Here is a 14,072-nt window from a genome sequence, read left to right as displayed (position 1 = left end):
GGTAGACGGCGTGTATCATACACGCACGCGATTTTTGGGGCCATTTATGCGGATCATCAGTGTGAACGTTAATGGTATTCAGGCTGCAGTCGAGCGTGGTTTGCTCAGTTGGCTGCAAGCACAGAATGCCGACGTCATCTGCCTGCAGGACACCCGCGCCTCCGCCTTTGAACTGGACGACCCAGCCTTCCAACTGGATGGCTACTTCCTTTATGCCTGCGATGCCGAAGTGCCCACCCAAGGTGGCGTGGCTTTGTACTCGCGGTTGCAACCCAAGGCGGTCATCAGCGGCCTCGGCTTCGAGACAGCCGACCGCTACGGGCGCTACCTGCAAGCCGATTTCGACAAGGTCAGCATCGCGACCTTGCTGCTCCCTTCGGGGCAGAACGGCGATGAAGACTTGAACCAGAAGTTCAAGCTAATGGACGATTTCGCCCGTTATCTGGATAAACAGCGGCGCAAACGTCGCGAGTACATTTATTGTGGCTCGCTGTACGTGGCGCAACAGAAGCTGGATATCAAGAACTGGCGCGACAGCCAGCAATCCCCGGGTTTCCTGGCGCCGGAACGGGCCTGGATGGACGAGATTGTCGGCAACATGGGTTATGTCGATGCCCTGCGCGAAGTCAGCCGCGAAGGTGACCAGTACAGCTGGTGGCCGGATAACGAACAGGCTGAGATGCTCAACCTGGGCTGGCGTTTCGACTACCAGTTGCTGACCCCTGGTCTGCGCCGGTTTGTACGCAGCGCACGCCTGCCACGCCAGCCACGCTTCTCGCAGCACGCGCCGCTGATCGTGGACTACGACTGGACACTGACCATCTGAGGTCTTTTTCCAGGCACAAAAAAACCGACATCGCTGTCGGTTTTTTTGTGCCTGCCGGTCAGCTGGGCGCGCGTTACTTGATCACACGCCAGGTCAAGGGATAGCGGTAGGCGATCCCCTTGTTGGCCTTGATACTGCCAATGATGGTCAGCACCACCGTGGCGATCGCCAGGGCGAACATCAGGAAAAAGCCAATCACCGCAAAGGCCAGCACGATGCAAGCGATCCAGGCAATGGCCACGGTGATCTGGAAATTCAAGGCTTCCTTGCCCTGGTCATCAATGAACGGGTCCACTTCCTTCTTCATCTGCCACAGGATCAGCGGCCCCACGACGCTGCCGAAGGGGAACACAAACCCCAGGAACGCCGCGAGATGGCACAACATCGCGCCCTGGCGCACTTCGTAGGAAGGCGTAGGTACAGGCATTTGGCTGTTGTCATTCATGGCGCTTCTCCTTGAGGCGGGTTCAGTCAGCCAGTGCGGCGGTCTGCAGTGCGAAGATTTCGGTCATGCCCTTCTGGGCCAAGGCCAGCATGGCATTCAGCTCAGCCGGCTGGAACGGTGCGCCTTCAGCGGTGCCCTGCACTTCGATGAAACCACCGGTGCTGGTCATCACCACGTTCAGGTCGGTCTCGGCAGCCGAGTCTTCCAGATAGTCCAGGTCCAGCACAGGCTCGCCCTGGTACATGCCCACCGAAACGGCGGCGATCATTTGCTTGAGCGGGTCACCGCCCTTCAGGCCGCCACGTTTCTTGATCACTTTCAACGCGTCGACCAGGGCCACCATGGCGCCGGTGATAGACGCCGTGCGGGTGCCGCCGTCAGCCTGGATCACGTCGCAGTCGACATACAGGGTCACGTCTCCCAGCTTGGACATATCCAGCGCGGCGCGCAGGGACCGACCAATCAGGCGCTGGATTTCCAGGGTACGGCCACCTTGCTTGCCACGGCTGGCTTCACGCTGGTTCCGCTCGCCGGTTGCACGCGGCAACATGCCGTATTCGGCGGTCAACCAGCCCTGACCCTGGCCTTTGAGGAAGCGTGGTACGCCATTTTCGACGCTGACCGTACAGATGACTTTGGTATCGCCAAACTCGACCAGTACAGATCCCTCGGCGTGTTTGGTGTAGTTGCGGGTGATGCGGATCGAGCGGAGCTGATCGGCAGCGCGACCACTTGGACGTTTCATAGGGAGACACCTGTACTGAGGACGAAAAACTGCCGAGCATTATAGAGCCGCGAGCCGATTCGGGGCACTGCTAAAAAATTCGGTTACGAATGCTCGGGTTTGGGCGTGCCCGCCCCACTACGCTACAATCCTGCGCCTTCCTAACCATCAGCCCGTATTTGCTGGGCTGCAACGCGAGGTACCTCCATGGTGCACAGCATGACCGCCTTCGCCCGCGTCGAAAAAGCCGGCGCCCAAGGCACCCTGAGCTGGGAACTGCGCTCGGTCAACAGCCGCTACCTGGAGCCGCACCTGCGCCTGCCGGAGTCTTTCCGTGACCTCGAAGGCGCCGTGCGTGAAGCGCTGCGCCAAGGCATCTCGCGCGGCAAGCTGGAATGCACCCTGCGCTTTACCGAAGAAACCACCGGCAAGCCCTTGCAGGTCGATCGCGACCGCGCCGCGCAACTGGTCGCTGCAGCAGAAACCATCGCCGGCCTGATCCAACAGCCCGCCGCGCTTAACCCACTGGAAGTGCTGGCCTGGCCCGGCGTACTGGTGGCCGACGCTACCGACCCGCAAGCGCTCAACGCCGAAGCCCTGGCCCTGTTCAATCAGGGTTTGAAGGAGCTCAAGGCCGGCCGCGAGCGCGAAGGCGCCGAACTGGCCCGCCTGATCAACGAACGCCTGACGTCAATCGAAGAAGACGTGGTCATCCTGCGCGAACTGGTGCCGCAAATGCTCGCCACCCAGCGCCAGAAGGTCCTCGATCGCTTTGCCGACATGAAGGCTGACCTGGACCCGACGCGCCTGGAGCAGGAAATGGTCCTGCTGGCCCAGAAGAGCGACGTTGCGGAAGAACTCGACCGCCTCAGCACCCACATCCTCGAAGTGCGCCGCGTACTCAAGTCCGCCGGTGCCGCCGGTCGGCGCCTGGACTTCCTGATGCAGGAACTCAACCGCGAAGCCAATACACTGGGTTCCAAGGCGTTTGACCCACGCAGCACACAAGCGGCGGTCAACCTCAAAGTGTTGATCGAGCAGATGCGCGAACAAGTACAGAATATTGAGTAAGGCAACTTCCATGACCCACAGCACCGGCACCCTTTACATCATTTCCGCCCCTTCGGGCGCGGGCAAGAGCAGCTTGGTCAAGGCCCTGACCGACGCTGACGAGCACATCCGCATCTCGGTTTCCCACACCACCCGCGCCATGCGCCCGGGCGAGGTCAACGGCGAGCACTACCATTTCGTCGAGCGCACCGAGTTTGTCAAGATGATCGAGCACGGCGACTTCCTGGAGCGCGCCGAAGTCTTCGGCAACCTCTACGGCACCTCGCAGAGCCACTTGCAGCAGACCCTGGACGAAGGCCACGACCTGATCCTGGAAATCGACTGGCAGGGCGCCGAACAGGTACGCAAGCTGATGCCCCAGGCGCGCTCGATCTTTATCCTGCCGCCGTCCCTGGAAGCCTTGCACCAGCGTCTGACCAATCGCGGCCAGGACAGCGACGAGATCATCGAAGGTCGCATGCGCGAAGCCGTCAGTGAAATGAGCCACTACGTCGATTACGATTACCTGATCATCAATGACGACTTTGCCCACGCACTGGATGATCTGAAGGCCATTTTCCGCACCAATCAGCTGCAGCAAAAGCGCCAACAGCAGCGTTTCGGCAAATTGCTCGCCGAACTGCTTGGTTGATTGGCTCTTCCCAAAACCGCCGCAAGGGCTTTACATTGATGCCTGTAGCGGTTTTGCGAGGGCCTGCGGAAAATCAGCGCTTCCCTAAACGCTGGTGATTTTTTAAACTGTTTAGTCCGCTCGCCCAACCGGGCAGCGCGCATCTTGCATTCGCTCCGAGGAATACCATGGCCCGCGTAACCGTTGAAGACTGCCTAGAACACGTGGATAACCGCTTTGAGCTGGTCATGCTCTCTACCAAGCGTGCCCGTCAATTGGCCACCGGTGGCAAAGAGCCTCTGGTCCAGTGGGAAAACGACAAGCCTACCGTTGTAGCCCTGCGTGAAATCGCTGAAGGCCTGATGAGCTACGAGTTCATCGCCGAGCAGGAAATCGTTCAGGACGAACCGCTGTTTGCAGCGTTCGAGGACGAGTCCAACGAGGCCGTCTAAGCCTATGCCTGGTCGACGTAGCACGGCGCAGGGTCACAGCCAACGGCAGGAGTTCGCACTTTGCCGAGCATAGACGCCCTCGCCGATCGCTTATCGGCCTACCTCGGCCCAGACCAGGTCAACCTGGTCCGCCGAGCGTATTTCTACGCCGAACAAGCCCACGACGGCCAACGCCGCCGCAGTGGCGAGGCGTATGTCACCCATCCTCTTGCGGTGGCAAATATTCTTGCCGACATGCACATGGACCATCAAAGCCTGATGGCCGCGATGCTGCATGACGTGATCGAAGACACCGGCATCGCCAAGGAAGCGCTGAGCGCGCAATTTGGCGAAACCGTGGCCGAACTGGTCGACGGGGTCAGCAAACTGACCCAGATGAACTTCGAGACCAAGGCCGAAGCCCAGGCGGAAAACTTCCAGAAGATGGCCATGGCCATGGCCCGCGATATCCGGGTGATTCTGGTCAAGCTGGCCGACCGGCTGCACAACATGCGCACGCTGGAAGTGCTGTCCGGCGAAAAGCGTCGACGCATTGCCAAGGAAACCCTGGAAATCTATGCACCCATCGCCAACCGGCTGGGCATGCATGCCATTCGTATCGAATTCGAAGACCTCGGCTTCAAAGCGATGCACCCGATGCGCTCGGCGCGCATCTACCAGGCCGTCAAGCGCGCCCGTGGCAATCGCAAGGAAATCGTCAACAAGATCGAAGAGTCCCTGAGCCATTGCCTGGCGATCGACGAGATCGAAGGCGAAGTCAGCGGCCGGCAGAAACACATCTACGGCATCTATAAAAAGATGCGCGGCAAGCGTCGGGCCTTCAACGAGATCATGGACGTTTATGCGTTCCGGATCATCGTCGACAAGGTCGACACCTGCTACCGCGTGCTGGGCGCCGTACATAATTTGTACAAGCCGCTGCCGGGTCGCTTCAAGGACTACATCGCCATTCCCAAGGCCAACGGCTATCAATCGCTGCATACCACGCTGTTCGGTATGCACGGGGTGCCGATCGAAATCCAGATCCGCACTCGGGAAATGGAAGAAATGGCCAACAATGGCATCGCTGCCCACTGGCTCTACAAGTCCAGCGGCGACGAGCAACCCAAAGGCACCCATGCCCGCGCCCGCCAATGGGTAAAAGGCGTGCTGGAAATGCAGCAACGTGCCGGTAACTCCCTGGAATTCATCGAAAGCGTGAAGATCGACCTGTTCCCGGACGAGGTCTACGTCTTCACGCCCAAAGGCCGCATCATGGAGTTGCCCAAAGGCTCCACGGCGGTCGACTTTGCCTACGCAGTGCATACCGACGTGGGTAACAGCTGCATTGCCTGCCGGATCAACCGTCGCCTCGCGCCGCTGTCCGAACCGCTGCAAAGCGGTTCCACGGTCGAGATCGTCAGCGCCCCGGGCGCACGCCCGAATCCGGCGTGGCTCAATTTCGTCGTCACCGGCAAGGCACGCACGCACATCCGCCACGCCCTGAAACTGCAACGCCGTTCCGAGTCCATCAGCCTGGGCGAACGCCTGCTGAACAAGGTGCTCAACGGTTTCGACAGCGCCCTCGACAAGATCCCGCACGAGCGTGTGCAGGCGATACTCAACGAGTACCACCAGCAAAACATCGAAGACCTGCTGGAAGATATCGGCCTGGGAAACCGCATGGCCTACGTGGTCGCCCGTCGCCTGTTGGGCGAAGGCGAACAGTTGCCAAGCCCCGAAGGCCCGCTGGCGATTCGCGGCACCGAGGGCCTGGTGCTCAGCTACGCCAAGTGCTGCACGCCGATCCCGGGCGACCCGATTGTCGGCCATCTGTCCGCCGGCAAAGGCATGGTGGTGCACCTGGACAACTGCCGAAACATCAGCGAAATCCGCCACAACCCGGAAAAATGCATCCAGCTCTCGTGGGCCAAGGATGTCACCGGCGAATTCAACGTCGAGTTGCGAGTGGAGTTGGAACACCAGCGCGGCTTGATCGCCCTGTTGGCCAGCAGCGTCAACGCGGCCGATGGCAATATCGAAAAAATCAGCATGGATGAACGCGACGGCCGCATCAGCGTGGTCCAGTTAGTGGTCAGCGTCCACGACCGCGTGCACCTGGCCCGCGTGATCAAGAAACTGCGCGCCCTGACAGGGGTGATCCGCATCACCCGCATGCGTGCTTAGCGCATCAAATAAGTCATCTTCTCTTACAAGGAGTCACAAATGACCAAGACTGTTATCAACAGCGACAAGGCCCCGGCCGCCATCGGTACTTATTCCCAGGCGATCAAGGCAGGCAATACCGTCTACATGTCCGGCCAGATCCCGCTGGACCCAAAGACCATGGAACTGGTTGAAGGCTTCGAAGCACAGACCGTGCAGGTCTTCGAAAACCTCAAGTCCGTCGCCGAAGCTGCTGGTGGTTCGTTCAAGGACATCGTCAAACTGAACATCTTCCTGACTGACCTGAGCCACTTCGCCAAGGTCAACGAGATTATGGGCAAGTACTTCGAACAACCCTACCCAGCCCGCGCCGCCATTGGCGTGGCCGCTCTGCCAAAGGGCGCGCAGGTTGAGATGGACGCGATTCTGGTCATCGAGTAAAAACACCCGGCGCAGCCTCCACAGGCCGCGCCGACTTTGTTTTAAAAGGATTTCGTAATGCGCAAAGCGCTTGTAGCCTCTTCGTTGCTCGCCCTGCTGCTGGGCGGCTGCGCCAGCAACCCTGCAGACCTGGATGTGAGTGGCACCTGGATCAACCAGGCCGCCATCGACGCAGCAGCCAAGGGCGGCCCTTTGCGTGAAGCACTGCAGAGCAATGGGCCGAACCTCGAATGGGAGGTCAATACCAAAGCGCTGCAGGCGCGCTACTACAACGGTTTTGAAGTCGCCGAAGGCAAGTTGATCGGCGAGAAACCAGGCGCCTGGAGTGTCGACTTCTACGGCAGCGCAGCCACCGAACTCAAGCGCAAAGGCAAACAACTGCTGCAAGTGGCCAACGACAACGAGCCTGAACAGTTGTTCGCCCGCGCCAAAGACCCGGCCCCGGAAGGCGCACCGCTGGGTGCCAACTTCGAGCGGGCACTGTATGCAGCTTATATGGGCGGCGACTGGAAGATCACCGACGGCAACGGTGACGGCTCCACGGTGCAGTTCCAGGCCAACGGCAAGGTCGCCGGCCTGCCTGGGGTCGATCACTACTCGCTGTGCCTGGCCGGCGACTGCGCCTCCATGAGCGGCGGCTACGACAGCATCTGGCTGCAACTGAACGGCAAGGGCAACCCGTGGATCTTCGCCCGCAAGGGCAAGCAACTGGAAATATTCCAGGCGGTGAACACTGCCCAGGCGGACGAAGTACCTTCGTTTACGCCGGGGCCGCGTCAGTGGCTACTGGAAAAGCAATGACGCACGCAGCTCTGTAGTGAGCGGGCTTGCCCCGCGCTGGGCGGCGCAGCAGCCCCAAACCCAGGCACCTCAGTCCTCCTGAAATACCGCGGCGTCTTTGTTGGGGCGGCTTTGCCACCCAGCGCGGGGCAAGCCCGCTCACTACAAATTAGCTGTTTTATTCAGCACTTACCTTCAAGAATCGCCGCATACCCTTCGCGGTAACTCGGATAGGCCGGGCGCCAACCCAGTGCTTTAGCTCGAGCATTACTGCATTGCTTGCTGCCGGCACGCCGCACACTGGCATCTTCGGCCCATTCGGTCACCCCCAGATACTCGCGTAGCCAAGCCACCACTTCAGCCAGCGGCGCAGGCGCATCGTCGACACCGATATAGATCTTGTCCAGCGAGCCACCCTGCTCCACATGGCGCAACAAAAACGCCAGCAGGCCTGCCGCATCATCCGCATGGATCCGGTTGCCATATAAAGGTGGCTCGATCGCCACGCGATAACCTTGGCGAACCTGGGTCAACAGCCACTCACGGCCCGGGCCGTAAATACCGGTCAAGCGCACGACGGTCGCGGGGATACCGCTGTTGAGGGCGACTTGCTCAGCCTCCAGCATCACTTGGCCGGAGTAACCTTTGGCCTGAGTGTCGGAGGTTTCATCGACCCACTCACCATTCTGCTGTCCATACACGCTGCTGCTGGACACAAACAGCAGGTGCTTCGGCGCCTGGCCGTAGTCCTGCAGCCACTCCAGCACATGCTGCAAGCCTTGCACATAAGCGGCGCGGTAGCCGGCTTCATCGTGGTCTGTTGCGGCAGCGCAATACACCAGGTAATCCACCCCGCCGATCGGCCAGGTGTCAGGGCAGTCCTTGTTGAACAGGTCACCGGCGATGCCGATTACGCCGTCGGGCAGACGCGAAATATCGCGACGCAAGCCGTGAACCTCCCATTCCGAGGCCAGCAATTGGCTAGCCAACCGACTACCCACATCACCGCAACCGGCAATCACAACAGAAGGCGCAGACATTTCAAAACTCCGTTCTTAAAGGCGCAGATTAGCCGCCGAAGATGACCAGCGGCCAGCAAAAGGACAAATAAAGTAACTGTATTACTTTAGTTAACAAGAATTACTTGCAATAATGTCCGCCCATTTGTCCTCGGCCCAAAGGGTCTGGAAGGGCGATCACCCATTTTCTTCTCTCAGGTCCGGCCAGCATGACACGTAATATCAACCCCGCTTCGCCAACCCTGCTTCACAGTCCCTCCCGCGCCTGGCGTGCGGTGGCTGCGATGCTGTTCAGCGTACTGCTGGCGCCGACCGCCGCATTCGCTGACGCCACTGCCCCCGCCACTCCGGCCACTGCCGAGCACAGCGCTGCAACCCCGGCGACTCCTGCCGCCGCACCGGTTGCCACTGACCCATCCCAGGCCGCCACTCCAACGCCTGCCGCCGAACCCGGCGTTGTGCTGGAAGAAGACAACACCCTGGGCATGGCCCATGACCTGTCGCCGTGGGGCATGTACCAGAACGCTGACGTGGTGGTAAAAGCTGTGATGATCGGCCTGGCCATCGCCTCGATCATTACCTGGACCATCTGGATCGCCAAAGGCTTTGAACTGCTGGGCGCCAAGCGTCGTCTGCGCAGTGAAATCGCCCACCTGAAAAAGGCCACCACCCTCAAGGAAGCGAGCGACACCGCGACCAAAAAGGGCACCCTGGCCAACCTGCTGGTGCACGACGCACTGGAAGAAATGCGCCTGTCGGCCAACACGCGTGAAAAAGAAGGCATCAAGGAACGCGTCAGCTTCCGCCTGGAGCGCCTGGTGGCCGCCTGCGGTCGCAACATGAGCAGCGGCACCGGTGTACTCGCGACCATCGGCTCTACCGCGCCATTCGTCGGCCTGTTCGGCACCGTATGGGGCATCATGAACAGCTTCATCGGTATCGCCAAAACCCAGACCACCAACCTCGCCGTCGTTGCCCCCGGTATCGCAGAAGCCTTGCTGGCTACCGCCCTGGGCCTGGTTGCGGCGATTCCTGCGGTGGTGATCTACAACGTGTTCGCCCGTTCGATTGCCGGCTACAAGGCGCAGGTGTCGGATGCGTCGGCAGAAGTCCTGTTGCTGGTCAGCCGTGACCTCGATCACCTGCCTACCGAGCGCAGCTCGCAACCGCACATGGTGAAAGTGGGGTAATCGGCCATGGGCCTGCATTTGAATCAAGGCGACGACGAGCTCGTCGAGAACCACGAGATCAATGTCACGCCGTTTATCGACGTGATGCTGGTGCTGCTGATCATCTTCATGGTGGCGGCTCCACTGGCGACTGTAGACATCAAGGTCGACCTGCCCGCGTCCAGCGCCAAGCCCGCGCCGCGGCCGGAGAAACCGATCTTCCTCAGCGTCAAGGCGGACCAACGCCTGTTCCTGGGCGAAGAAGAAGTCAAGGCTGAAACCCTGGGCCCGGTGCTCGACGCCAAGACCCAAGGCAAGAAAGACACGACGATCTTCTTCCAGGCCGACAAGGGCGTGGACTACGGCGACCTGATGAGCGTGATGGATGCCCTGCGGGCAGCCGGCTACCTCAAGGTGGGCCTGGTCGGACTTGAGACGGCAGTCAAGAAATGATCACGACGCGCCACAAACTGACGCGTTATGGCACCAGCCTTGCCGTCGTGCTGGGCGTGCATGCCGTCGCGATCATCATCGCGCTCCAATGGTCCGCGCCGCATCCGGTGCAATTGCCGCCGGCGGCCATGGTCATCGACCTGGCGCCAATGCCGGCACCACCACCGCCGGCGCCGCCCAAGGTCATCACGCCGCCGCAACCGCCCGCTCCGGTGGAAGAGCTGCCCCTGCCGAAACTGGCCGAGGCGCCCAAGCCAACGATCCAGGTGCCCAAGCCGGTCAAACCCAAGCCCAAGCCTGCGCCGCCCAAACCGGTAGAGAAGAAGCCCGAGCCGCCCAAGGAGAAACCTTCCGAAGAGCCGCCGAGTGAAACACCACCGACCAACGCGCCCGCAGAAAAGTCGGCCCAGCCGGTGCCTGGCCCGTCCCCCCAACAGGTCGCCGCCAAAGCATCCTGGGAAGGTGCCCTGCTGGCGCATTTGCAGAAGTACAAGAAGTACCCGCCAAGCGCCCAGCGCAGCGGAAAGGAAGGCCTGAACCGCTTGCGCTTCGTGGTCGACGGAGAGGGCAATGTGCTGTCCTATGAGTTGGTAGGCCGCTCCGGCAACGCCGACCTGGACCGTGCGACCCTGGACATGATCCGTCGTGCCCAGCCACTGCCCAAGCCGCCGGCCGACATGTTGAAAGGTGGCAGCATCGAAATCGTTGCACCCTTCGTCTACAACATCGAAAAGCGGCGCCGGTAACGCTGAGCGTGGTGAGGGGCAACTCTCACCACCTTCAGCAAAATCCCCACTCAATCCCCACCAAAGTTCTGATAACGTGCGTCTATCGATTGCAGCCGGTATGCTTGGGCTGTACCTCATGGACGCCCGCTATGACTCTTACAGAATTACGCTACATCGTGACCCTCGCCCAAGAGCAGCACTTCGGCCATGCGGCCGAGCGTTGCCATGTCAGCCAACCGACCCTGTCGGTGGGCGTGAAAAAGCTTGAAGACGAACTCGGTGTGCTGATCTTCGAGCGCAGCAAAAGCGCCGTGCGTCTCACCCCGGTGGGTGAAGGCATTGTGGCCCAGGCCCAGAAAGTCCTGGAGCAGGCGCAGAGCATTCGCGAGTTGGCCCAGGCCGGCAAGAACCAGCTGACCGCGCCTCTGAAGGTTGGCGCCATCTATACCGTTGGCCCCTACCTGTTCCCGCACCTGATTCCGCAACTGCACCGCGTTGCACCGCAGATGCCGTTGTACATCGAAGAAAACTTCACTCATGTGCTGCGCGACAAGCTGCGCAACGGTGAGCTGGACGCGATCATCATTGCCCTGCCGTTCAACGAAGCAGACGTGCTGACCCTGCCGCTCTATGACGAGCCGTTCTATGTGCTGATGCCGGCCTCGCACCCATGGACGCAGAAAGACACGATCGACGCCGGCCTGCTCAACGACAAGAGCCTGTTGCTGCTCGGCGAAGGCCACTGCTTCCGCGACCAGGTGCTCGAAGCCTGCCCGACCCTGACCAAGGGCAACGACGGCGCCAAGCACACCACCGTGGAGTCCAGCTCCCTCGAGACGATTCGCCACATGGTCGCCTCCGGCCTGGGCATTTCGATCCTCCCGCTGTCGGCAGTCGACAGCCATCACTACGCCCCCGGCGTGATCGAAGTGCGCCCGCTCACGGCACCCGTGCCGTTCCGTACCGTGGCCATTGCCTGGCGCGCCAGTTTCCCGCGGCCCAAGGCCATTGAGATCCTCGCCGACTCGATCCGCCTGTGCTCGGTGGCCAAGCCGACGGCTGCGAGCTGACACGTCGTATGACTGAACTGTCGCAGGTGTCGGTGACGGCACTCAAGGGTGTCGGTGAAGCCATGGCCGAAAAACTGGCCAAGGTCGGCCTGGAAAACCTCCAGGACGTGCTGTTCCATCTGCCGCTGCGCTATCAGGACCGCACCCGCGTGGTACCTATCGGCCAGTTGCGTCCTGGGCAGGATGCGGTGATCGAAGGCACCGTCAGCGGTGCCGACGTGGTCATGGGCAAGCGCCGCAGCCTGGTGGTACGCCTGCAGGACGGCACCGGCGGGCTGAGCCTGCGCTTCTACCACTTCAGCAACGCACAGAAAGAGGGCCTCAAGCGGGGCACCCGCGTACGCTGCTACGGTGAGGCGCGCCCCGGCGCCTCGGGCCTGGAGATCTACCATCCGGAATACCGCGCCATCACCGGCGACGAGCCGCCGCCGGTAGATACCACGCTGACGCCCATCTACCCGCTCACCGAAGGCTTGACTCAACAACGCCTGCGCCAGCTGTGCATGCAGACCCTGACGATGCTCGGCCCGAAGAGCCTGCCCGACTGGCTGCCCCTGGAGCTTGCCCGCGATTACCAATTGGCGCCCCTGGACGATGCGATCCGCTACCTGCATCACCCACCCGCCGACGCCGATGTCGACGAACTGGCCCTGGGTCATCACTGGGCCCAGCACCGCCTGGCCTTCGAAGAACTGCTGACCCACCAACTGTCCCAGCAACGCCTGCGCGAGAGCATGCGTTCGCTGCGCGCGCCGGCGATGCCCAAGGCCACGCGTTTGCCCGCACTCTACTTGGCCAACCTCGGCTTTACCCCGACCGGAGCACAACAGCGCGTCGGCAATGAAATCGCCTACGACTTGAGCCAGCAAGAACCGATGCTGCGCCTGATCCAGGGCGACGTAGGCGCCGGCAAGACCGTGGTCGCCGCCCTCGCCGCCCTGCAAGCACTGGAGGCCGGTTACCAGGTCGCGCTGATGGCGCCTACGGAGATCCTTGCCGAACAGCATTTCATTACCTTCAAACGCTGGCTCGAACCCTTGGGTCTGGAAGTCGCGTGGCTGGCCGGCAAGCTCAAGGGCAAGAACCGTGCGGCGGCGCTGGAACAGATCGCCGCAGGTGCGCCGATGGTGGTCGGCACCCACGCATTGTTCCAAGACGAAGTGCAGTTCAAGAACCTGGCACTGGTGATCATCGACGAGCAACACCGCTTCGGCGTGCAGCAGCGCCTGGCTCTGCGCCAGAAAGGCGTGGGCGGGCGCATGAACCCGCACCAGTTGATCATGACCGCCACCCCGATCCCGCGCACCCTGGCCATGAGCGCCTATGCCGACCTCGACACCTCGATCCTCGACGAACTGCCTCCCGGCCGTACCCCCGTCAATACCGTCCTGGTCACCGACACCCGCCGCGTGGAAGTAATCGAGCGCGTACGCGGGGCCTGCGCCGAAGGTCGTCAGGCCTATTGGGTGTGCACGCTGATCGAAGAGTCCGAAGAACTGACCTGCCAGGCCGCCGAAACCACGTACGAAGACCTCAGCAGCGCCTTGGGCGAATTGAAGGTCGGGTTGATCCACGGCCGCATGAAGCCTGCGGAAAAAGCCGCGGTGATGGCCGAATTCAAGGCCGGCAACCTGCAACTGCTGGTGGCCACCACGGTAATCGAGGTGGGTGTGGACGTACCCAACGCCAGCCTGATGATCATCGAAAACCCCGAGCGCCTGGGCCTGGCGCAATTGCACCAGCTGCGCGGCCGTGTCGGCCGGGGCAGCGCGGCCAGCCATTGCGTGCTGCTGTATCACCCGCCGCTGTCGCAAATCGGTCGTCAGCGCCTGGGCATCATGCGTGAAACCAACGACGGTTTTGTCATCGCCGAGAAAGACCTCGAACTGCGCGGCCCCGGCGAAATGCTCGGCACCCGCCAGACCGGCCTGCTGCAATTCAAGGTCGCCGACCTGATGCGCGACGCCGACCTGTTGCCCGCCGTGCGTGACGCGGCACAAGCGCTACTGGAGCGCTGGCCGGAGCATGTCAGCCCATTGCTGAATCGTTGGCTACGACATGGGCAGCAATACGGCCAAGTGTGACGCCTGCCTCACTTTCCGACCAACACCTGTATCAAGCTGGTTATACTTCTTGGAC

At 61.3% G+C, this 14,072-nt stretch carries 15 protein-coding genes; 12 read left to right on the top strand and 3 right to left on the bottom strand.

Annotation, left to right across the window (positions count from 1 at the left end):
• Window positions 1-46: 46 nt before the first annotated feature.
• The gene (locus ACQRBV_RS09940; RefSeq protein WP_003195493.1) at window positions 47-826 is read left to right on the top strand and encodes an exodeoxyribonuclease III; all 780 of its coding nucleotides are present in this window, start codon (window positions 47-49) and stop codon (window positions 824-826) included.
• A gap of 73 nt (window positions 827-899) precedes the next feature.
• On the opposite strand, the gene ACQRBV_RS09935 is transcribed toward ACQRBV_RS09940, so the two are convergent.
• Both ACQRBV_RS09935 and rph read right to left on the bottom strand, forming a co-directional pair.
• Complete coding sequence (locus ACQRBV_RS09935; RefSeq protein WP_060753667.1) at window positions 900-1,271, bottom strand: DUF4870 domain-containing protein; 372 nt, start codon at window positions 1,269-1,271, stop codon at window positions 900-902.
• Window positions 1,272-1,293: 22 nt separating this feature from the next.
• Window positions 1,294-2,016: a ribonuclease PH gene (gene rph, locus ACQRBV_RS09930; RefSeq protein WP_060753668.1), complete on the bottom strand. Its 723-nt coding sequence runs from the start codon at window positions 2,014-2,016 to the stop codon at window positions 1,294-1,296.
• Window positions 2,017-2,202: 186 nt separating this feature from the next.
• Here rph and ACQRBV_RS09925 point away from each other — a divergent pair, with 186 nt between their 5' ends.
• The 6 genes from ACQRBV_RS09925 (at window position 2,203) to ACQRBV_RS09900 (ending at window position 7,515) form a co-directional block, all read left to right on the top strand.
• On the top strand, window positions 2,203-3,066 hold the full coding sequence (locus tag ACQRBV_RS09925) for a YicC/YloC family endoribonuclease (RefSeq protein ID WP_090367966.1): 864 nt from the start codon (window positions 2,203-2,205) through the stop codon (window positions 3,064-3,066).
• A gap of 10 nt (window positions 3,067-3,076) precedes the next feature.
• Complete coding sequence (gmk, locus tag ACQRBV_RS09920) at window positions 3,077-3,697, top strand: guanylate kinase (protein ID WP_126871035.1); 621 nt, start codon at window positions 3,077-3,079, stop codon at window positions 3,695-3,697.
• A 167-nt stretch (window positions 3,698-3,864) separates the two neighbouring features.
• Window positions 3,865-4,128, top strand: coding sequence for a DNA-directed RNA polymerase subunit omega (gene rpoZ, locus ACQRBV_RS09915; RefSeq protein WP_060753671.1), 264 nt, complete (start codon window positions 3,865-3,867; stop codon window positions 4,126-4,128).
• A 60-nt stretch (window positions 4,129-4,188) separates the two neighbouring features.
• Window positions 4,189-6,294: a bifunctional GTP diphosphokinase/guanosine-3',5'-bis pyrophosphate 3'-pyrophosphohydrolase gene (spoT, locus tag ACQRBV_RS09910; protein ID WP_060753672.1), complete on the top strand. Its 2,106-nt coding sequence runs from the start codon at window positions 4,189-4,191 to the stop codon at window positions 6,292-6,294.
• A 39-nt stretch (window positions 6,295-6,333) separates the two neighbouring features.
• A complete protein-coding gene (locus tag ACQRBV_RS09905) occupies window positions 6,334-6,714 on the top strand; it encodes a RidA family protein (RefSeq protein ID WP_060753673.1) in 381 nt (126 codons plus the stop codon).
• A gap of 57 nt (window positions 6,715-6,771) precedes the next feature.
• On the top strand, window positions 6,772-7,515 hold the full coding sequence (locus tag ACQRBV_RS09900; RefSeq protein WP_060753674.1) for a hypothetical protein: 744 nt from the start codon (window positions 6,772-6,774) through the stop codon (window positions 7,513-7,515).
• Between the two features lie 161 nt (window positions 7,516-7,676).
• Here ACQRBV_RS09900 and ACQRBV_RS09895 read toward each other — a convergent pair whose 3' ends face one another.
• Complete coding sequence (locus tag ACQRBV_RS09895; RefSeq protein ID WP_161548603.1) at window positions 7,677-8,534, bottom strand: SDR family oxidoreductase; 858 nt, start codon at window positions 8,532-8,534, stop codon at window positions 7,677-7,679.
• A 188-nt stretch (window positions 8,535-8,722) separates the two neighbouring features.
• Here ACQRBV_RS09895 and exbB point away from each other — a divergent pair, with 188 nt between their 5' ends.
• From exbB to recG, 5 genes are all read left to right on the top strand, one after another.
• Window positions 8,723-9,703 (top strand): tonB-system energizer ExbB, encoded by a 981-nt coding sequence (exbB, locus tag ACQRBV_RS09890; protein WP_411984917.1) that lies wholly within the window; start codon window positions 8,723-8,725, stop codon window positions 9,701-9,703.
• A 6-nt stretch (window positions 9,704-9,709) separates the two neighbouring features.
• Complete coding sequence (exbD, locus tag ACQRBV_RS09885; RefSeq protein WP_060756679.1) at window positions 9,710-10,135, top strand: TonB system transport protein ExbD; 426 nt, start codon at window positions 9,710-9,712, stop codon at window positions 10,133-10,135.
• The gene (locus tag ACQRBV_RS09880) at window positions 10,132-10,881 is read left to right on the top strand and encodes an energy transducer TonB family protein (RefSeq protein ID WP_411984916.1); all 750 of its coding nucleotides are present in this window, start codon (window positions 10,132-10,134) and stop codon (window positions 10,879-10,881) included. The genes exbD and ACQRBV_RS09880 overlap by 4 nt, the downstream gene beginning before the upstream one ends.
• 131 nt (window positions 10,882-11,012) lie before the next feature.
• Window positions 11,013-11,933: a hydrogen peroxide-inducible genes activator gene (locus ACQRBV_RS09875; RefSeq protein ID WP_244384861.1), complete on the top strand. Its 921-nt coding sequence runs from the start codon at window positions 11,013-11,015 to the stop codon at window positions 11,931-11,933.
• 8 nt (window positions 11,934-11,941) lie between these two features.
• A complete protein-coding gene (recG, locus tag ACQRBV_RS09870) occupies window positions 11,942-14,017 on the top strand; it encodes an ATP-dependent DNA helicase RecG (protein ID WP_060756688.1) in 2,076 nt (691 codons plus the stop codon).
• Window positions 14,018-14,072: the final 55 nt, after the last annotated feature.

It is taken from the genome of Pseudomonas sp. R11F, from assembly GCF_050312575.1.
Lineage (GTDB): Bacteria > Pseudomonadota > Gammaproteobacteria > Pseudomonadales > Pseudomonadaceae > Aquipseudomonas > Aquipseudomonas palleroniana.
This window is presented reverse-complemented; position numbering and strand designations above follow the sequence as displayed.